An 18,859-nucleotide genomic window follows, 5' to 3' on the forward strand; every position below is an offset into this window, starting at 1 on the left:
AGGTCACGGCCCCTCCCCCACCGGGGCGGGGTCGCGCCGAACCCCACGTGACAGATGTCGCCGCGAGCGCTGTGAAAGGCGCACCCCGTCCGGAGACATCTCCTGGTCAGAGGAACCAGGCCGGATGATCGAAGCCCGCCCGCCAGCTGGAGCTGCTCGTTGAGGTGCCCGTGCTCGGGCCGGATGGATCCGCGGTGCTGGCGTCCGGGTGCTCGCCGGGTCGTCACGCCGGCTCGACGGGCAGCCAGAGCTCACAGGTCGCGGTGCTGAAGTCGTTCGTCGGTTCGAGCACCGCGACGATCTCCGGGCCTGGCCGCAGACGCCACGGGTTGAAGGGGAACCACTCGGCTGCGGCCGCGGCCCAGGTCTTCTGCAGGGTCCGCGGATGCGGCCCCGCGGTCCGGATGACCACCCATGTGCCGGCCGGGGCCTCGATGATGTCGAGGCCGCCGGGGATCGGCGTATCCGGGGACACGGCGACCCCGTGCAGGTAGGTCAGCTCGCTGCCCTCGTCGCAGTCAGGATGGAGGTCGTCGCTGACCGCGAGCAGACCGCTCGGCTCAGTGTTGCCCAGTGCCTTCAAACGCAGGTGCTCCTCCGCCGACAGCGCGGCGATGTGCCGCTGGATGTGCGGGTTGATGCCATGGCGGATCAGCGGAACGCGGGCAGCGTGCCCCACGAGCCGGAACGCGGGATGGTCGACGATGCGGGTGTCCATGTATTCGCTCCCTTCGGCGGTCAGGCGGAACTTGAACCGGTGGTGCGACGGGGCCTCCGGCGCGTCGCATGTCACCAGGGCCGACGCCGTGGACCGCCCGGAATGCCCGCCCGAATGCCTCGTCGAGCCGCGTCCGTGCCGAATGGCGGCATTTAGCCTGCCCTATCGGACCTCGGATGACGTCGGCGGAGTCGGTCGGGTCGAGATCATCAGACCTTCTCCCGACGTCGACCTTGGCTGAAGGCGCACCGGTCGCGGCCGACCGCTGCGGTTCGATCCGATCGTGCGCCGGCGCTGTTGCCGCACACCCGACAGAAGCGGCGCGGAAAGTGTCGGGCGATCGGGACCGATGTCGCCGCACGATGGGGGCATGGATGACACGACCTTGGTATCCCGCTTTGTTCGCGACGGCTTCGTGAAGTTGGAGGGTGCCGTCGCGCCGCGTGTGGCCGCGGACTGCGCGCGGCTACTGTGGCGAGAGACGGGCTGCGAACCGGACGATCCAGCGACGTGGACACAGCCCGTGCACTGGGTGGCCGGCATGGCACAGGGGCCGTTCGCCGCCGCACCCAACTCCCCGTTTCTCCACCATGCGTACGACCTCCTCGTCGGCGCGGGGCGCTGGGAGCCGCGCTACTCGCTGGGCACGTTCCCGCTGCGCTTCCCGCACCAGGAGGAGCCGAACGACGCGGGCTGGCACATCGAGGGCAGCTATCTACCGGAGGGCGAGAGCTGGTACTTCACAAATGTGCGCTCCCGCGGCCGGGCGCTGCTGATGCTGTTCCTGTTCAGCGAGGTCGGTGAGGAGGACGCCCCGACCCGGATCCGGGTCGGCTCACACCTCGACGTGCCCAAGGTGCTGGAGAAGTACGGGGAGGACGGGGCGAGCGGGCTGACCCTCGCGCCCGATCTGGTGGCGGCGTCCGACCACCGGCCGCTCGCCCTTGCCACCGGGTTCCCGGGTGACGTCTTCCTGTGCCACCCGTTCCTGGTGCACGCGGCGCAACCACACCATGGGGTGAGGCCGCGCCTCATGGCCCAGCCGCCGCTGATGCCGGCCGCGCCGTACGAACTGGAGCGGGCCGACGGCGCGTACTCGCCCGTGGAGATCGCGATCCGCCGGGGCCTGGGACGGGATACCCCCGGCCCGGACGGGGACGGCGCCAACGACAGCGCCGGGTAGACGCGCTCGGCGCGGCAGGCGGGGCATGGGTGGGTCATGTACGACGGAGGCATGGATAGCGGTGGGTCTGCGGGTGAGTGGCCGCAATGCACGATTCCAGCAGTGGCAGGCTCTCCTCCGGAATCGGACCAAGCGGCAGCGTCGCGGTGAATTCCTCGTGCAGGGCGTGCGCCCGATCGCCATGGCCGTCGAACACGGCTGGCAGATCCGGGAGCTGCTCTACAACACCGGCGTTCAGTTGTCCGGCTGGGCACATGAGGCTCTGGACACAGTCCGAGCCGAGAAGATCGCCGTCTCCCGTGAACTGATGCACGAGCTGGGAGGTAAGGCGGACACGGTTCCGGAGCTGCTGGCCGTGGTCGCGCTGCCGGAGGACGACCTGTGCCGAATCCCGGCCGCGCCGGCCATGCTCACCGTCGTGTTCGATCGGCCCACCAGCCCCGGCAACATCGGGACCCTCGTCCGGTCCGCAGACGCTTTCGGCGCCTCCGGGATCATCATCACCGGCCATGCCGCCGACGTGTACGACCCGAAGGCGGTCCGGGCGAGCACCGGCTCGCTGTTCGCCCTACCCGTGGTCCGGGTGCCCTCACACCAGGCCGTTCTGTCCTGGGTCGCTGACGTCCGCGCCAACGGCATCGGCATGAGCATCGTGGGGACCGACGAGCACGGCGCACTGGATGCCGCCGAGTACGACTTCACGCAACCCACGCTGACCTTGATCGGCAATGAGACCACCGGTCTCAGCTCCGGCTGGCGTGAGGCCTGCGACCAGCTCGTCCGGATCCCGATGTCCGGGTCCGCCAGCTCCCTGAACGCGGCGACCGCCGCGACTGTCGTGCTGTACGAATCGGCACGCCAGCGGACCGCTGCCGCCCGGCGGTAGCGCACTGATCGCGGGCGACGGCCCGGCGCCGAACCGGACACCATCGCGCTGCCTGGCCTCTCGATGATGCGCGCCCAGCCGGCCCACGGCGCCCTGTCGGGCCCGGCAGGTGACTTTCGCGGCGCCGTGTTCGCGCCGCCGTAGTTCGGCGCCGCGATCCGCGATCTCAGGGGTCGATCTCCCAGAAAAGCGCACCCGCCTCTTCCGGGCCGGTAAGGATCTTCACCAGGGGATCCGGGTCAGCGCCCGGAGGGAGATCGACAGAGAGGCAGGTGCCCTGCAACCACTCGTGAGCCAGGCCGGAAGTCGCCACCTCACCATGAAGGAGCCTGCGGTCCCCGCCGTGATACCGCACGACGGCGGACTGCGGTCATTCCGTCAGGCGGGTGCCGCGACGCCAGATGGCGCGGGTGTTGAGGGTGTCGCTGATGTTGCTGGTCGGGTCGCCGTCGACCAGCAGAAGGTCGGCACGGAGCCCCTCGGCGATGCGGCCTCGGTCGCTGAGGTGGAAGCGGCGGGCTGTGGTCGCTGTGGCTGCTCGCAAGGCCCGTGAGGGTGTGAGGCCGGCGGCCACGAGGTACTGCAGTTCGTGGTGCAGGCTCGCTCCGTGTGCCAGGCCCCCGAAGAACGTCTCTGGCATGGAGACGTCGGTGCCGGCCAGCACGTCGATGCCGGCGGCGTCCAGAGCGCGCACGGTGTCGTACACGTCGTCGAGCTTGCCCTGCGGGTAGCGGTTGTAGCTGGAGCGCAGGGTCTGGTCCCACTTGCTGTCGAGGCGTGCGGCGACTCGGGGGTCGCCGGCGAGTGCGCTGCCGGTGATCCCCATCATCGAGGCGTTGAGGCTGATGCAGGGAATGACGAACATGCCCGCGTCCTTGATGAGGCTGATGATCTCGGCGGTGTGCGGCTGGTCCATGAACACGTGGGTGACGCCGTCGATGCCGGCTTCGGCGGCCATTCTGGTGGCCTCCACGGTCAGCGCGTGGGCCACGGTGAGGGCACCGTACTTCTTGGCTTCCGCTACACCGGCGTTCACGGTGGCCTGGTCGAGCGATGGCAGCCCGGGATGTCCCTCCACGCTGCCGTCGTCGATCATGAACTTGATGAAGTCAGAGCCCCGAGCGAGGAGTTGGGGGACGAAGGCGGCCGCTTCCTCCGGAGTGGTGGAGAACGGCATCAGGGGCATCACCGGCGGGAGGTCCCACTTCGGCCGGAATCCTTCGGGCATCAGCTCGCTCGGGTGACCGCCGGGCGGTGTGATGGCGAAGCCGGCGGAACGCACGTCGGCCACGGTGTCGTCGTCGGTGATGAGCCCCCGGTTCTCCCGGGTGTTCATCCCCTGCATCTCCAGTTCGGTCGTCACCCCGAACCGCAGGGCGAGCGCCAGGGAGCCCGGGGCGGAGTGAACATGGGCATCGATGAGTCCCGGCAGCAGTGTGGCGCCGCTGCCGTCGACCGTTTCGCTGCCCCGGGGAGCATCGCCACCGACACGAGCGATCCTTGCGCCGTCGATGACCACGGTCTGCACGCCGAGGGTCTTCTCCCCGTCGAAGACCCGGGCGTTGGTGATCGCGGTGAGTGCCATGGCAGTCCGCCTCGTTTCCTCGCTCGTGACATTTGCATACCCGATGCTATGTATTTGCAAGAAGGTATGCAAATGTGCGGGTGCGGGCCTAGACTCGGGCACATGAGCAGCGCGTCTTTCTCTGAGCGGCCCCCCGACGACCTGGTGCTGGACCAGATCGGCCCGGCGCTGTCACGTCTGCGACGACGCGCACCGGCATCGAGCAAGGATCTCTCCCGCAACCTCGTACTCAATGTGATCGCCGATGCGCCGGGCGAGACGACCGTCGGCGGCCTCGCCGCCGAGATGGGCGTCACCCAGCCGGTGGCCAGCCGGACCGTCGCCGCCTGCATAGAGGAGGGGTTGCTGCGCCGGGCGGCGTCCCAGTTCGATGGACGCCGTACCGTGCTCGAACTCACCGAGCACGGCGAGGCCGAACGCAACCGCTTCGCCGCCGAACAGCGAAAAGCGTTCCAGGAGATCACCGCCGCCTGGTCGCCGGAGGAGCGGATCCGGTTCGCGCGCCTCTTGGTCCGATACGGCGTCGACGCCGCCGCATGGTCCAGGAAGCAGGCCGCAAGGCACGACTGAGCGAGCGGGCCCCGGCATCGGGTTCGAGACCGGCCGACATCCGGACGGCCGACGAAGAGAGCCTTTGAGGTCGCGTCGAGGCTGCCGGAAGCCGTGATGGCCGGGCCCTGCTTCGTTGGGTTCACGGCCGAAGTCACGAGGACTCCTCCCGGGGGCTGGAACACGTTTTCCGGCCCCCGGCCCGTGCGCCCATCGAGAGGCCATACGCCCGAAATATGAGGATGTGCAGGGTTCTCCGCCCCTCATGTCGATGTCACCATTGGGGCAGCCCTGGCCGGCCACGGCTCCTTGCGCTTGCGGATGAGGAGTCATCGCGTATGAACCCCAAAACCACGCTGGGAGTGTTCGCCCTCATGACGGTCGTCGCCACGGGCACGCCGGCGCCGGCGAGCGGCGCGCAGACCACGGGCACGGTGCCCCGGCTCGCCACGGCACACGGTGCGGGCACGGACGGGAACCTCTCCTCCGGCCAGACGCTCCTCGGCTCAGGCAACGGTCACTTCAACGGCAACCCGGTGACCATCCAGACCACGTACTCCGGGGGCCTGTACTCCCTGAGCGACCCCACCCGCCCCGGCCTGAACTGCGGCCGTTTCAACGGCCCCGTCTTCACCAAGTCGACCGACACCTGGGGAAACGGAACGGCCCTCGACCTGGAGACCGGCTGCGTCGACGTCATGTTCGCCGCGCAGAAGCACTGGGACATGCTGCGCGACTGGCTGGGACGCAACGGCGTCGACGGAGCCGGCCACGCCTACCCGGCGTCCGTCGGCGTGAACCAGGTCAACGCCTACTGGGACGGCGTCCGCGCCGCCTTCGGTTACAACACCGCCCACACCAAACAGCTCACCTCCCTCGACGTGGTCGGCTTCGTGTACGGCGGCATCGTCTACGAAAAAACCGGCTCCTACGGCGGCGACGGCCTGGAGGCGCAGTCCCTCAACCGGTCGGCCAACGAGATCTTCGGCACCCTGACCGAGCACTACGTCGACCACCCCCTCGCCCTGGACGAGCCGGACTACCTGATCGGCGAGGAGGTGAACGTGGATGGCGGGGGACCGATGATGCACATGTACGACCCCTCACTGACGGGTCACCGGAGCTGCTACCCTCCGCCCCAGGGCACACTCCCCGACGGCGGACCGCAGGACCACTGGTTCTACCTGCTCGCCGAGGGCACCAACCCGCCGGGCAAACCCGCCAGCCCGGTCTGCGCGGGCCCGTCCTCACTGACCGGCATCGGCATCCAGAAAGCCGCCCGGATCTTCTACCAGGGACTCCAGCGCAAGGCCCTTGGCTGGTCATACGCCAGGGCACGCCTGGCCACCGTACTGGCCGCCAAAAACCTCTACGGCTGCGCCGAGGCGAACGCGACCAAGGCCGCGTGGACCGCCATCCGCGTCGGCCCCCAGAGCGGCGAGCCTGCCTGCCCGTTGCCCACTCCTTCCGCTGCTTCCAGTCCTTCCGGCCCCTTCCTCTCTCCCAGCGAGATCACGGTCACCCCGCCCTCGGCCAGAGTCAGCCCCGGCGGATCCATCACCGTCCGGTTGACATCCTCTCCTTCCTGAAAGGAGGAGATTCCCACGGTCACCCGCAGGAGTTCCTGTTTCATCGGGCCGCGCCTCCCCGGAAGCCTCCGGGGCCGGTCTCACCGACCCTCCGCAGGCGTTTCACCCGTCCGCCAGGATGTCGGTCGCCGCGTCCACGTCCCGGTCGTGGACCGCACCGCAGGAGAGGCAGGTCCACGACCGGACGGAAAGCGGCATCGAGTCTCCGTTGGGTGCCGAAAGCCCGTTGCTGTCAGGTGAGGCTCACATCCGGGGTTCGTGCGCGGACAGGCCCTCGGCCGTGAGTGGGCGCTGGGCCTGGAGGAGGGCGGATATCCGCCGGGCCTCCGTCGGCACGTTCTGGATCACGGCCAACTCGTGAGCGCGGCGCAGGCAGGCGGCCGCTTCGGCCGGGCGCCGCAGAGCGGTGAGACTGTCGGCGCGCAGGCACAGTGCCACTCGTTCCAGCACCCGGTCGCCATAGCGGCGGGCGTCGGTGAGGAGCCGTATCGACAGCGTCTGCGCGTCAGCGTGGCGACCGGCTCTCACCGAGGCGTGAAGGTCGGCCAGCGAGATCAGCGAGGACATGCGCGGGTTGCCTGCCGCGAGCTGCATGGCCCTGTCCAGCATCGGGCGTGGGTCGCCCCCTGAAGGGGGGCCAGGCGCGCGAGCAGGACGGCCTCGCTGAGGGCGTCACCCACCCTGGCGGCCATCGACACGGCTTGGGTGAGGTGTGCCAGGGCGGCCTCTGTGTCTCCCAGCGCCAGTTCCGCGGCGCTGAGGTTGGCCAGCGTCAGCGCCTTGATGGAGCTCTCGCCCAGCAGCGGCAGTGCTTCCTCGGCCAGGGCGAGGGCCTTTTCGCGCCGATACCGAAACGCCTCGACCGCGCACAGCGAGGCGAGCATCGCCCCCGCGCCTTGCGTCTCGCCGTGGTCGCGGCACACCCGTAGAGCCAGCTGCGAGGTCTGCTCCCAGTCCACGAACTGTCCGTGGATCTCGAACAGCCGAACGCCGGCCAGCGCGAGGTCCCAGCACATGGCGGCGTGTCCGCGTTCGGCGGCGTGACGAATGCCGGCGATCAGGGTCTCGCGCTCGGCCGCCATCCACCTCATCGGCTCATCGGGCAGCACCCGGCCCCGCGGCCGCCAATGCGGGGCGCCGCTGTCCAGCAGGCGGAACCCTCCCCTGTACTCATCACGCGCACAGGCGTCTTTGACGAGCGCCAGCAGGCACGACAGGAAGCGGTCACGAACGGTGTCCTGCACCGGCCCGTTCCCGGCACGCTCGCGGGCCAGCAGCCGGATCAGATCATGAAAGCGGTATCGCTCCTGTCCAGCGACGTCGAGGCCCTCAGGCTGGAGCAGCTGCCGTTCGGCCAACCGTTCCAGCAGGTCCCCGCCTGTGCTGACAGGAACCATCAGCAGGGCGGCGGCCATCCAGGCGGTGAAGGTGGGCACCGGCAACAGACCAAGCCGCTCGAACAGGACCCGCTCAGCGTCAGGCAGGTCCTGATAGCCGGCCTCCAGACTGGCGCGCACATCCCGGTCACCCACACGCAGCTCATCCAGCCGCCGTTCCTCGGTGAGTCTCGCGGCCAAAACCTCCGGGGTCCAGCCGGGCCGGGTCACCAGCCGGGCGCCGGCCACGCGAAGAGCGAGCGGCAGCCTGGCGCACAGCTCGACCAGCGGGGCCGCATGGCCCGGTTCGATGCGGGCGATCCGGCTCACCAGCAGCGTGGCGTCGGCGGGAGGCAGCACATCAAGCTGAATCAGCAACGCCCCGGAATCGACTACCAGCTTCTCGAATCTGCTGCGCCCGGTGACCACCGTCACGCAGCCCGCTGCTCCTGGGAGCAGCGGCTCCACGTGCGCGGACCCGGGCGCGTTGTCGAGGATGATGAGCATCCGTCGCTCCGCCAGGATCTGGCGGTACAGTGCGACGCGGGCGGTGTGGTCCTCAGGGATGAGGATGACGCCGAGCGCGGCCAGAAAGCGGGGCAACACGTCGGCTGCGGGGTGCCGGCCGAGGTCGGCATAGAGTTGCCCGTCGGGGAAATGATCGCTGGAATGATGGGCCCAGTGCAGCGCCAACCCGGATTTGCCGACGCCGCCCACTCCGCTGATGACGGCCACGTTCGCCGGGCCGTGCAGGAGCTGATCCAGCACGCCCAGTTCCTTCGTACGGCCGGTGAAGGCATGCACGTCGGGCGGCAGCAGGCGGGGGGCCGGATCATGGCGGAGCAGTTCCTCATGGAGGCGGCGCAGCGGACCGCTCGGCTCGACGCCGAGTTCCTCCACCAGCTTGGCGCGGGTCTGACCGTACAGCCGGAGTGCTTCAGCGGGGCGACCGGCTGCGGCCAGGGCACGCAACCACAGCTCGATGAACGATTCACGCAGCGGTTGTTCGGCCACCGCGGTGGCCATATCACCGGCGCATTCGGCGAAGCGCCCCAACAACATCAGAGCCTTCGCACGTGCCTCGATCGCTTCCAGCCGTGCCTCCCGCAGTGTGGCGGCCTCGACTTTGATCTCCTCCAGATCGTGCAGCCCGCCGTACGGCGCGCCTCGCCACAGGGCCAATGCCTGATCCAGCAAGGGCAAGGCACGCTCGGCCGGCGCGGCGGCAGCGCGTTGGATCAACTGTGTGAACCGGAGCGAGTCCAGTTCGTCATCGGCAACGATCAGCATGTAGCCGCTGCCGCGGCGCACCAGCCTGTCTCCGACCATGGCGCGTAACCGATGCAGATGCCAGCGGAACGTGCTCGGCGAAGGCGCCGCGGATGGCCATGCCGCCTGCGCCAGGGCATCGCCGGACACCGGCCGGTTGGCGTGGCACACCAGCGCCGCCAGCAAGGACAGCTGCTTGCCGGCCGGAATCGTCGCGCCGTCGACCGTTACCGCCCCGAGCACCCCGAAATCCACTCAGCCGATTATGAGGTTCCCCCAGCCGGCAATCCATACCGCGACCTGAAGAGGTCGGTCGTGATGCGAGCAGCGGGTGTGGTCCAGGCTGATCGCCAGGGAAGCTTGGAAGGCGGGATGACTGCCGTCGGCGGGCTCCGATCCTGTCCGTGCGTTGACGTCGCGGCCGAGCGGATCCGATGACGTCTCTGCTCGAGAGGCGACCCGGAGCGTGATCACCCGGTCAGAGTGGGCCCGAACGGGCCGCCACGGGCCACCTCACGCAGCGATTCCAAGTGACAGGCTCCGAACTGTGCGGAGCCACGGGAGTCGTTGGCGCGGGGCCGTCTTCGCGCGAGTAGATCTCGCTCGGGCAGCCCTCGACGTCCATGCGGCCTCAGCAGAAGCCGAGACCGCCGCCGCCCGACGTCTGGACCTGGCTGGAGTGGATCCAGTAATTCGTGCCGTCATGCTGGTTGGGAAGGGAGTACCACAGATTGCTGCCGTTGACCGTGGAACCGACATGGGCAAAGCAGTCCGGATAGATGGTCGTGCCCTTCTTGCAGACGTACGCGATGTTGTCCTGGTTGGTGAATGGGGTCGTCCTCACGTTTGCGTCGTACTTGCAGGAAAAGACCATCATGGTGGTGGCCTGCGTGGTGGCCTGGGCCTGAGCCGGAGTCATGAGTGTGAAACTCGTCAGAGCCGCGGCCATGCCGAGCGCTGACATCCACAGGCGGCGGGTCTTGCGATCGTTCACGATGATCTCCCTCGGGTCGTTGATCGTGAAGCACACTAGGGGCCGGCTGTTGGGCCGCTGTTGGGTCTTTGTTGGATGCCTGGCGTTGATCCTCCGCAAGGGCGTGTACTCCTCGCTGATCTCCGGTTGGCGAACCGCGCGGGATCATGGCGCGGCGCAGGCGCCGGCCCACCCGGTTGGCCGGCGGCACGTTCATGGCCGTCGTCGCGCACCGTGGTACGGATCGTCTTACCGCGGAGGGCACCGTGCAGGCCGAGCTCACGCATCAGCCGGGCGACGGTGCAGCGCGCCACCTCGATGCCTTCACGGTGCAGTCGCCGCCAGACCTCACGAACCCCGTAGACGCCGTAGTCGCCGGCGTGGACACGGCTGATGTGCTCCGCCATCTGCGGCGTCCCGGCTCCAACAGGGAACCAACGTGAACCAAACAGAGCCCTTCTACCTTGACGGCATGAAACTGCAAAAGCTGCCCTTAGCCCTCGCCGGTGCCGCGATGCTCTGCTTGCCGGCCCTGACTCCGAGTGCGGCCTGGGCCGACCCTCTGCCGTCAGGCTGCATCAACAAGCTCTATACCGCCTCCGCCTCATCCCAGGCTTGGTGCACAAGCGGGGTCGGGTACGTCGCCGCCGGCGTCCAGTGCCGGACCAGCGGTGGAAGCACGAAGTGGTTCTGGGGGGACTGGGCAACCGTCCCCGGCAGGACGTCGTACGCCTACTGCGAAGTGCCCTACATCCACGCCATCGCCAGCTGGTACAGCGTCACGCGGTGACAGAACCCGCCCGGCCGCCCGTTGGCGCTCCGGTGACACTTCGCGATCTTTAAGCGTTGGGGCCACAGGGCAACGGCCACCGCGTGATCATTCGGAGTTCGTGAAGACAGCGCGGCTGTCCGGCGCGCCCAACCGGACCGCTTCCGCGGCCGAGTCGTCCGCTTCCGCGTGCGCGCGCCGCTCGGCCTCGACCCTGGCCCGGTAGGCGTCGATCTCCCGAGTCCTCCGTGCGTCATCCCAGGACAGGGGGTCGGCGACGATCGCGGACACCTCGGCGGCGGCTTCCGTCCCCCGGTGGGTGCTCTCGATGGAGACCCGCGATCTGCGGGTGAGCAGGTCGTCGAGGTGCAGGGCGCCCTCGTGCGTGGCGGCGTAGCGGAATTCGGCCTTCAGGTGGCCCTCGGCCCCGGTCACCGGCTCGAGGAGTGACGGATCCGCTCCGGAGGGCGCGAGCACCTCGCCGATCAGCGAGCCGTACCGGCCGAGCAGGCGGTGGATCGTCCACACCGGTACGCCGTAGCGTCCGGCGAGGAGGCCGGCCTGGTTCTTGAGCGCCGGGTAGCCCTCCGCTCCGAGCAGCGGCACGCGGTCGGTGACGCCGGCCGGGAGCGGACGTCCGAGGTCCGTGGCGGCGGCGTCGACGGCGTCGGCCGCCATGACGCGGTATGTCGTGTATTTGCCGCCGGCCACGGAGATCATGCCGGGCTGGGTGCGGGTGACGGCGTGCTCGCGGGACAGCCTGGCGGTCTGGTCCGTCCCCCCGGCGAGCAACGGCCGGAGCCCGGCGTAGACGCCCTCGATGTCGTCGCGCGTGAGCGGTGTGGTCAGGACCTCGTTCACGTGGTCGAGGATGTAGGAGATGTCGGCCTCGGTCGCCGCCGGATGCGCCTTGCCCAGCGACCAGCTCGTGTCGGTCGTGCCGACGATCCAGTGCGCGCCCCAGGGGATCACGAACAGCACCGAGCGCTCGGTGCGCAGGATCAGCCCGGTGGTGGAGTGGATCCGGTCGCCCGGCACCACGAGGTGCACGCCCTTGGACGCCTGGATGTTGTACTGTCCCCGCCGCCCGGCGAGGCGATGCAGGTCGTCGGTCCACACGCCGGCGCAGTTGACGACCACCGTCGCGGCCACGTCGGCGTGCCGGCCCGTCTCGACGTCGCGTACGCGGGCGCCCACGATCCGGTCGCCGGCCCGGCGGAACTCCACGACCTCGGCCGAGTTCAGCGCCGTGGCTCCGTAGCCGGCGGCGGTGCGAGCCACCGTCATGGTGTGCCGGGCGTCGTCGACCTGGGCGTCGTAGTACCGGATCGCGCCGACCAGCGCGTCCGGGCGCAGCGACGGGCACAGCCGGCGCGCGGCGTTCCGGGAGAGCTGCCGGTGGCGGGGCACGGACCTCTGTCCGGCGATGGTGTCGTACAGCGTCAGCCCGGCGGTGACGTACGGGCGTTCCCACAACCGGTGCCGAAGCGGATAGAGGAACGAGACCGGCTTCACCAGGTGCGGCGCGATGCGGGTGAGCATCAGCTCCCTCTCGCGCAGCGCCTCCTTCACCAGGCCGAAGTTGAGCTGTTCCAGGTACCGCAGGCCGCCGTGGAACAGCTTGCTCGACCGGGACGAGGTGCCCGCGGCGAAGTCGCGCGCCTCCACGAGGGCGACCCGCAGGCCCCGGGTGGCGGCGTCGAGTGCGACCCCGGTGCCGGTGATCCCACCGCCCACCACGAGGATGTCGAAGTGCTCACTCGCGAGCCGCCGCCAGTTCTCGGCGCGTTCACGCGGGCCCAACCTGGTCGTTTCGATCATGTGGTTACTCTCCCGTCCAGTTCAGGGATCGGCTGACAGCCTCCCGCCAGGCGCGGCGCCGGCCCCGTCGCCATCGCTCGTCCTTCTCCGGAAGGAATCGTGCTCCTGTCCGCCAGTGGCCGCGCAGCGTGTCCAGATCGGGCCACGCCCCCGTGGCGAGACCGGCCGCGTAGGCCGCGCCCATCGTGGTGGTCTCGACGTTCTCCGGCCGCACCACCGGCAGGCCCAGATGGTCGGCCTGGATCCGCAGGAACAGGTCGTTGGCCGCCATGCCGCCGTCCACCTGCAGTTCACGCAGTCGCATCCCGGTGTCGCTCCGCATCGCGTCGAGCACCTCGCAGGTCTGCAACGCGGCGGCCTCCAGCGCCGCTCGCGCCAGATGCCGGCGGTCGGCGTACCGGGTCAGGCCGACGATCGTCCCCCGCGCGTCCGGCCGCCAGTGCGGGGCGAAAAGGCCCGAGAACGCCGGCACGATGTACACGCCGCCGTTGTCCTCGACGGCGCCGGCCAGTTCCTCGACGTCCGCCGCCCGCTCGATGATGCCCAGGTTGTCCCGGAGCCACTGCACGAGCGCGCCGGTGACCGCGATCGACCCCTCCAGCGCGTACACGGGAGGGTGGCCGCTCCGCTGGTACGCCACCGTCGTGATCAGGCCGTGCTCGGAGGCCACCGGTTCGGCCCCGGTGTTGAGCAGGACGAACGACCCCGTCCCGTACGTGTTCTTCGCCTCGCCCGCGGCGAAGCGGGTCTGACCGAACAGCGCCGCCTGCTGGTCGCCGAGCACGCCCATGATGGGGACGCCGGGGATCGGCCCGTCGCGGTGCCCGCGCCCGAACGCTCCGATCGACGGCCGGATCTCCGGCAGCATCGCGGTGGGCACGCCGAGCTCGCCGGCGATGGCGGCGTCCCAGCGGGTCGTCGCCAGGTCCATCAGCAACGTCCGGGACGCGTTCGTGACGTCGGTACGGTGCACGCCGTGGCCGGCGCCGCCGGTGAGGTTCCAGACCAGCCAGCTGTCGATCGTCCCCGCGGCCAGTTCGCCCCGCTCGGCCGCCGCCCGGGCACCGCCGACATGATCGAGGATCCAGCGGATCTTGGGCGCCGAGACGTAGGTGCTCAGCGGCAGCCCTGTGCGCTTCCGGTATCGGTCGGCCCCGTCCGGCCCGCCCAGCTCGCGGCACAGATCCTCGGTCCGCGTGTCCTGCCAGACGATCGCGCGGTGGACCGGCCGTCCCGTGCGGCGGTCCCACACCACCACGGTCTCCCGCTGGTTGGTCACGCCCACGGCCGCCAGCGCGCCGGGGACGAGTCCCGCCGCGCCGAGGGCCTCTGCGACCACCTGCCGGGTGTTCGCCCAGATCTCGTCCGGGTCATGTTCCACCCACCCCGGCCGGGGAAAATGCTGGCGGTGCTCGACCTGGGCGGTCGTCACCACCCGGCCCCCGAGATCGACCACCAGGGCCCGGGTGCTGGTCGTGCCCTGGTCGATGGCGAGGACGTGGCCTTCGGCGGCGCCCGTGCTCACGGCTCGTGACTCCCTTTCGGCTCTCAGTACTGGATGGACTTCGGCTCGCAGAAGTGCTCGACGCCGAACACGCCGAGCTCGCGGCCGATGCCGGAGGACTTGAAGCCGCCGAAGGGCGCGAGCGGGTTGAACCGCCCGCCGTTGACGTCCACCTGCCCGGAGCGGATTCGGCGGGCGACGGCGGTCGCGCGCTCCTCGTCGTCAGACCACACGCAGGCGGCCAGCCCGTACCGCGTGCCGTTCGCGATCTCGACGGCTTCCCGCTCGTCGCCGTACGCGATCACGCTCAGCACGGGGCCGAAGACCTCCTCCTGCGCGACCTGCGACGAGGGGTCCACGTCGAACAGGACGACAGGGGTGACGTAGTGGCCGGTCCGCGGCCTGCGCGCCTCCGCCTCCCGGTCGCGCAGCATCCGGGCGCCCTGGTTCAGCGCGCCGGCGACGTAACGCTCGGCCCTCTCGGCCTGCTCCTTGCTGATCAACGGCCCCATCGTCACGCCCGGGACGTGGCGGGCGAGGTACGTCGCGAGCAGCTCCTCGACGCGTCCCGCCATGGATCGCGGGACGAGCAATCGCGTCCACGCCGTGCAGGTCTGCCCGGAGTTGAGGAAGCAGTTCGCCAGCGTCACCTTGACGGCCGCCTCCAGCCGGGAGTCCGAGACGTCGTCCAGCACGATGCTGGGCGACTTGCCGCCCAGTTCGAGGGCGACGCGGCCGCAACGCTCCACGACCTGCGCGCCGACCCGCCGGCCGACCTCGGTGGAGCCGGTGAACGAGAGCATGTCGACCCGTGGGTCGCCGACGAGGGCCGCGCCGATCTCCGGGCCGCCCAGGACCAGGTTGAAGGCCCCGGCGGGCAGTCCGGCCCGGTCGACCGCGCGGGCGAGGCCGAGCGCGGTCAGCGCGGACTGCTCGGCGGGCTTGAGCACCATGGTGCAGCCCGCCATCAACGCGCCGGCCAGCTTGGCGACCGGCTGGTGCAGCGGATAGTTCCACGGTGTGATGGCGGCCACGACGCCGACCGGCTCCAGTTCGACGGACGAGTTGCCGATCCGGCGCTGCCACGCGATCTCACCGGCGGCCTCGGCGGTGGCGTCCAGCACCGTGGCGGGCAGCCCGACGTGCAGCTTCTCCGCCAGAGCGTCGGGCGCGCCCAGCTCCTGGACGACCAGGTGCCTGAGCTCGTCGGCGTCCTGGCGAAGCTGCGCGGCCAGCGCCCGCAGGGCCTGCGCCCTCTCTTCGACGGACGTCGCGGCCCAGGCCGGCCCCGCTTCGGCCGCCGCCGCCACCGCGGCGGCCGCCTGCTCCGGGGACGCTTCGGAGACCTCGGCCACCGGCAGCTCGGTGCGCGGGTCGACGACCGTCCTGGTCTCGCCGGCGCCGGGCTGCCACGCGCCGCTGACGTAGGCGCCGTGCGGTTCGACGGGGACGGGAGTGTTCTCGTGCCGGGTCATGACAGTTTCGGAGTCTTTCCTTCGTAGCTGATGGGTTCGCCGAGCATCCGCCAGTTCTTTCCGTCGAACTCCTGGAGCTGCAGCGTCTCGATCGGGAACGCGTCGCCGGCGCCGGTCTTCACCTTGAGACCGGGCGCGAGGTACGGGTTGTCGAAGTCCATGGCGCGCACCGCGTCCATGAAGGCCTGCCGGGTGGGGCTCTTGGTCTGTTCGAGCACCTTGACCAAGGTGTCGCAGATCGCGTAGCCGTTGACGCCCCAGACGCTGGTGACGTCGAACTTCCCGTACTTCTTGGCCGATTCGAAGTAGTGCTTCATGCCCTCGTCGCCGGACCAGCGCGGGTCGGTGGGGTCCTTCAGGTATCCGGCGGTGATCACGCCCTTGGACGCGTCGAGCCCGGCGGGCTGCAGGGTCGACTCCACTCCGGCGGAGATGTTGTTGAGGTAGATGACGGTGTCGGCGCCGAGGTCGGCCTTCTTCTTGATGGCCTGTGCCCCGAACTTGGGCGTGGTGGCGGCGAGCAGGAAGTCCGGCTTGCCCTGCAGCAGCTTCACGACCTGGGAGTCGACGGACGCGTCGGACGTCTCGTAGCTCTCCTCACCGACCAGTTGCAGGCCCGAGTCCTGCGACAGCTTCTTGAAGGCGTTCAGGTAGTCCTTGCCGAGGTCGTCGTTCTGGTAGAGGATCGCGACCTTCGCCCCCGGCTTGGACTGCTTCATGTGCTCGACGTACACCGCGGTCTCGGTGGCGTAGGCCGGCTGGTAGCCGATGGTCCACGGCCACGTGTCCGGTGAGGCGCCCCATTTCGTGGCGCCGCTCGAGATGAAGATCTGAGGTGTCTTCTGCTCGTTCAGGTAGGGGTAGATGGCTCCGTTGACGGCGGTGCCGATCGAGTTCAGCACGCCGAAGACCTTGTCCTGCTCGACGAGCTTCTTCGCGTTCTGTACGGCGCGCGAAGGCTGGTAGGCGTCGTCGAGCATGGTGAACTCGACCTTGCGCTTCTTGCCGTCCCCCATCGTCACGCCGCCCTTGTCGTTGACCTCGGCGAGGCAGGACTGGATGCCCATCGGCAGCGGCGCGTAGGCGGAGGTCGGGCCGGACAAGGAGGTGGTGGTTCCGAACATGATCGAGTCGTCGGTGATTCCGGGGTCGCCGTCCCCGGCGGCCGTCGTGCCGCGACCGCACGCCGTCAGCAGCAGGGGGATGGTCACGAGGACGAGGGGGGCTCGTCGCAGCACCCGCCGAGATGAGGGCATGGTGGCTCCTTCTAGGTGGTCTGTGATGGTGTGCGGTTCAGGGGGAGGCGGTCGCGGCCGCCGGTGGAACGGCGAAGTCTCGCCACGATGTCGGTGAGGCGCCCGGGCAGCAGGATCACGGCGAGGATGACCGCGACGCCGTAGACGACGCCGCCCATGGCCTCGTTGACGCCGGACGTCCAGGCGGGGACGAAGACGATGAACGCGCCGCCGATGACCGCGCCCCACAGGGATCGGGAGCCGCCGACGATCGCCCCCACCACGAGGTTGATGGCGAAGAGGAGGGTGAACGCCTCGGCCGCCACCAGTCCGACCACGTACGCGTAGAGGACGCCGCCGACCGCCGCCATGCCTGAGCTGACGGCGAACGCCATGATCTTCGTCTTTGCCGCGTTGACGCCGATCACCCTGGCCGCGAGCTCGTTGTCGCGTACGGCGGTGAGCCTGAGGCGCCATGGCCGGCGCAGTGCGTAGGCGAGGGCGGCGAAGACCACCGCGCCGACTCCCAGGCACACGACGTACATCCACTGGTCCTGGGCCAGTCCGGCCGGCGCGGACGCCTGTCCGGCGTGCACCGGCAGGCCCTCCGAGCCTCCGGTGAACTCGAAGCGCTTGATGACGATCGGGGTCAGCACGCCGAGCGCCACCGTCACCAACACCAGGTAGACGTCGGTCAGCCGCAGCGCGCACGCGCCGACGAGCAGCCCCACGACGGCGGCGACCAGGAAGGCCGCGACACTCGCGATGGGCACCGCGAAGGGCATCCCGGTGTTGATCAGCAGTGCGCCGGTGTAGGCGCCGATCGCGACGAAGAAGTTCTGCCCCAGCGAGATCGGTCCGGCGAACCCCGTCAGAAGGTTGACGGACAGGACCATCACCGCGAAGACGATCACCTCCGTCATCTGGTGCACCTGGAACGGCGGGGACACGAAGGGGAAGATCACGAAAGCGAGGAGAACGGCTGCCTGGATCGCGGTCTTGACGGTGACCACGTCCCTGAGCCGGGTGACGACACCGGTCCGGCTCATACCCGCACCACGCCCTTCCTGCCGAACAGTCCCGTGGGCTTGACGAGCAGGACGCCGACGATGATCACGAACGGCACGAGGATCTTCAGGTCGCCGCCGACGAACGGCAGGTAGGTCGAGCCGAGGACCTCGCTGATGCCGACGATCATGCCGCCCACGACCGCCCCCGCCGCGCTGTCCAGGCTGCCGAGCACCGCCGCGGCGAAGGAGTAGATCATGATGCCCGACATCATGTTCGGCTCCAGGAACACCTGGGAGGCGACCATCGGGCCCACCAGGGCGCCGAGCGCGGCGGCCAGCCCCCACCCGAGCATGAGCATCCTGCTCACGGGGATGCCCACCAGCCGCGCCGAGTCCTGACTGTTCGCGGCGGCGCGCATGGCCAGGCCGAGCTTGGTGCGCTGGAAGAACTGGAAGACCGCGACCATCGCCACCACCAGGACGGCGAGCATCCCGATGGTCTCCTTCGGGAGCTGCACGGCGCCCAGGTGAATGTTGCCCGCGGGGAACAGGGACGGGAAGTCCTTGACGTTGAACTGCCAGATCCAGCCGGCGAGCTGGTTCATCACCAGCATGAGGCCGATGGTGACGATGACGACCGAGAGTGTCGGCCCCCCTTGGATCGGCCGGAGCGCGACCCGCTCGATCGCCGTGCCGAGGCAGAAGGAGAGGACGACCGACAACAGGACCGCGAGCCAGATGTGCAGGCCCCAGTGGTTGAGCTGCCAGGCGATGAACGCGGAGAACATGGCGATCTCGCCCTGCGCGAGGTTGACCACCCCGGTCGTGCGGTAGATGATCGCCAACGCCAGCGCCAACGACGCGTAGATGGCTCCGTTCGTGAGCCCGACGAGAAGTTGCTGGAGGAACAGGGTCAT

General features: G+C 69.5%; 16 protein-coding genes and 1 pseudogene. 4 read left to right on the forward strand and 13 right to left on the reverse strand.

The window, feature by feature from the left end:
• Positions 1 to 223: 223 nt before the first annotated feature.
• Positions 224 to 718 carry a GyrI-like domain-containing protein gene (locus ACQP10_RS18590; protein ID WP_390002081.1) on the reverse strand — a complete coding sequence of 165 codons (495 nt, stop codon included), beginning with the start codon at positions 716 to 718 and terminating at the stop codon, positions 224 to 226.
• Positions 719 to 1,088: 370 nt separating this feature from the next.
• On the opposite strand from ACQP10_RS18590, the gene ACQP10_RS18595 reads away from it, so the two are divergent.
• Together ACQP10_RS18595 and ACQP10_RS18600 are read left to right on the forward strand one after the other, a co-directional pair.
• Positions 1,089 to 1,901: a phytanoyl-CoA dioxygenase family protein gene (locus ACQP10_RS18595; RefSeq protein ID WP_433541818.1), complete on the forward strand. Its 813-nt coding sequence runs from the start codon at positions 1,089 to 1,091 to the stop codon at positions 1,899 to 1,901.
• Between the two features lie 61 nt (positions 1,902 to 1,962).
• Entirely contained in the window at positions 1,963 to 2,787 is an 825-nt protein-coding gene (locus ACQP10_RS18600) for an RNA methyltransferase (protein ID WP_433541819.1), read from the forward strand.
• A gap of 370 nt (positions 2,788 to 3,157) precedes the next feature.
• Here ACQP10_RS18600 and ACQP10_RS18605 read toward each other — a convergent pair whose 3' ends face one another.
• On the reverse strand, positions 3,158 to 4,372 hold the full coding sequence (locus tag ACQP10_RS18605) for an amidohydrolase family protein (RefSeq protein WP_433541820.1): 1,215 nt from the start codon (positions 4,370 to 4,372) through the stop codon (positions 3,158 to 3,160).
• A gap of 102 nt (positions 4,373 to 4,474) precedes the next feature.
• On the opposite strand from ACQP10_RS18605, the gene ACQP10_RS18610 reads away from it, so the two are divergent.
• The gene (locus tag ACQP10_RS18610; RefSeq protein ID WP_346021463.1) at positions 4,475 to 4,942 is read left to right on the forward strand and encodes a MarR family winged helix-turn-helix transcriptional regulator; all 468 of its coding nucleotides are present in this window, start codon (positions 4,475 to 4,477) and stop codon (positions 4,940 to 4,942) included.
• A 317-nt stretch (positions 4,943 to 5,259) separates the two neighbouring features.
• On the forward strand, positions 5,260 to 6,510 hold the full coding sequence (locus ACQP10_RS18615) for a M4 family metallopeptidase (RefSeq protein WP_433541821.1): 1,251 nt from the start codon (positions 5,260 to 5,262) through the stop codon (positions 6,508 to 6,510).
• A gap of 102 nt (positions 6,511 to 6,612) precedes the next feature.
• On the opposite strand, the gene ACQP10_RS18620 is transcribed toward ACQP10_RS18615, so the two are convergent.
• The 11 genes and pseudogenes from ACQP10_RS18620 to ACQP10_RS18670 all read right to left on the reverse strand — a co-directional run bounded on the left by ACQP10_RS18620 (position 6,613) and on the right by ACQP10_RS18670 (position 18,859).
• Positions 6,613 to 6,708: a zinc ribbon domain-containing protein gene (locus ACQP10_RS18620; protein WP_386150776.1), complete on the reverse strand. Its 96-nt coding sequence runs from the start codon at positions 6,706 to 6,708 to the stop codon at positions 6,613 to 6,615.
• A gap of 45 nt (positions 6,709 to 6,753) precedes the next feature.
• On the reverse strand, positions 6,754 to 7,104 hold the full coding sequence (locus ACQP10_RS18625) for a hypothetical protein (RefSeq protein WP_433541822.1): 351 nt from the start codon (positions 7,102 to 7,104) through the stop codon (positions 6,754 to 6,756).
• Positions 7,065 to 9,410, reverse strand: a complete 2,346-nt coding sequence (locus tag ACQP10_RS18630; protein WP_433541823.1) for a BTAD domain-containing putative transcriptional regulator — start codon at positions 9,408 to 9,410, stop codon at positions 7,065 to 7,067. Before ACQP10_RS18630 ends, ACQP10_RS18625 begins: the two co-directional genes overlap by 40 nt.
• 376 nt (positions 9,411 to 9,786) lie before the next feature.
• Positions 9,787 to 10,149, reverse strand: coding sequence for a hypothetical protein (locus tag ACQP10_RS18635; RefSeq protein WP_433541824.1), 363 nt, complete (start codon positions 10,147 to 10,149; stop codon positions 9,787 to 9,789).
• A 209-nt stretch (positions 10,150 to 10,358) separates the two neighbouring features.
• Positions 10,359 to 10,523 (reverse strand): annotated as a pseudogene (locus tag ACQP10_RS18640) (IS3 family transposase); the annotation flags it as partial.
• 482 nt (positions 10,524 to 11,005) lie between these two features.
• Positions 11,006 to 12,718: a glycerol-3-phosphate dehydrogenase/oxidase gene (locus ACQP10_RS18645; protein WP_433541825.1), complete on the reverse strand. Its 1,713-nt coding sequence runs from the start codon at positions 12,716 to 12,718 to the stop codon at positions 11,006 to 11,008.
• Positions 12,719 to 12,722: 4 nt separating this feature from the next.
• Positions 12,723 to 14,243: a glycerol kinase GlpK gene (gene glpK / locus ACQP10_RS18650; RefSeq protein WP_433541826.1), complete on the reverse strand. Its 1,521-nt coding sequence runs from the start codon at positions 14,241 to 14,243 to the stop codon at positions 12,723 to 12,725.
• Between the two features lie 23 nt (positions 14,244 to 14,266).
• Positions 14,267 to 15,697, reverse strand: coding sequence for an aldehyde dehydrogenase family protein (locus tag ACQP10_RS18655; protein ID WP_433541827.1), 1,431 nt, complete (start codon positions 15,695 to 15,697; stop codon positions 14,267 to 14,269).
• The gene (locus ACQP10_RS18660; protein ID WP_399500781.1) at positions 15,694 to 16,953 is read right to left on the reverse strand and encodes an ABC transporter substrate-binding protein; all 1,260 of its coding nucleotides are present in this window, start codon (positions 16,951 to 16,953) and stop codon (positions 15,694 to 15,696) included. Before ACQP10_RS18660 ends, ACQP10_RS18655 begins: the two co-directional genes overlap by 4 nt.
• A gap of 11 nt (positions 16,954 to 16,964) precedes the next feature.
• On the reverse strand, positions 16,965 to 17,981 hold the full coding sequence (locus ACQP10_RS18665; protein WP_346021455.1) for a branched-chain amino acid ABC transporter permease: 1,017 nt from the start codon (positions 17,979 to 17,981) through the stop codon (positions 16,965 to 16,967).
• Positions 17,978 to 18,859: a branched-chain amino acid ABC transporter permease gene (locus ACQP10_RS18670; RefSeq protein WP_346021454.1), complete on the reverse strand. Its 882-nt coding sequence runs from the start codon at positions 18,857 to 18,859 to the stop codon at positions 17,978 to 17,980. The genes ACQP10_RS18665 and ACQP10_RS18670 overlap by 4 nt, the downstream gene beginning before the upstream one ends.

Source organism: Streptosporangium sandarakinum, from assembly GCF_050942225.1.
Lineage (GTDB): Bacteria > Actinomycetota > Actinomycetes > Streptosporangiales > Streptosporangiaceae > Streptosporangium > Streptosporangium nondiastaticum.

Coding starts and splice junctions, on each gene's coding strand:
- ACQP10_RS18590 (WP_390002081.1), bottom strand. CDS start 718: ATGGACACCCGCATCGTCGACCATCCCGCGTTCCGGCTCGTGGGGCAC.
- ACQP10_RS18595 (WP_433541818.1), top strand. CDS start 1,089: ATGGATGACACGACCTTGGTATCCCGCTTTGTTCGCGACGGCTTCGTG.
- ACQP10_RS18605 (WP_433541820.1), bottom strand. CDS start 4,372: ATGGCACTCACCGCGATCACCAACGCCCGGGTCTTCGACGGGGAGAAG.
- ACQP10_RS18610 (WP_346021463.1), top strand. CDS start 4,475: ATGAGCAGCGCGTCTTTCTCTGAGCGGCCCCCCGACGACCTGGTGCTG.
- ACQP10_RS18615 (WP_433541821.1), top strand. CDS start 5,260: ATGAACCCCAAAACCACGCTGGGAGTGTTCGCCCTCATGACGGTCGTC.
- ACQP10_RS18620 (WP_386150776.1), bottom strand. CDS start 6,708: ATGCCGCTTTCCGTCCGGTCGTGGACCTGCCTCTCCTGCGGTGCGGTC.
- ACQP10_RS18625 (WP_433541822.1), bottom strand. CDS start 7,104: ATGCAGCTCGCGGCAGGCAACCCGCGCATGTCCTCGCTGATCTCGCTG.
- ACQP10_RS18645 (WP_433541825.1), bottom strand. CDS start 12,718: ATGATCGAAACGACCAGGTTGGGCCCGCGTGAACGCGCCGAGAACTGG.
- ACQP10_RS18655 (WP_433541827.1), bottom strand. CDS start 15,697: ATGACCCGGCACGAGAACACTCCCGTCCCCGTCGAACCGCACGGCGCC.
- ACQP10_RS18660 (WP_399500781.1), bottom strand. CDS start 16,953: ATGCCCTCATCTCGGCGGGTGCTGCGACGAGCCCCCCTCGTCCTCGTG.
- ACQP10_RS18665 (WP_346021455.1), bottom strand. CDS start 17,981: ATGAGCCGGACCGGTGTCGTCACCCGGCTCAGGGACGTGGTCACCGTC.
- ACQP10_RS18670 (WP_346021454.1), bottom strand. CDS start 18,859: ATGACCCTGTTCCTCCAGCAACTTCTCGTCGGGCTCACGAACGGAGCC.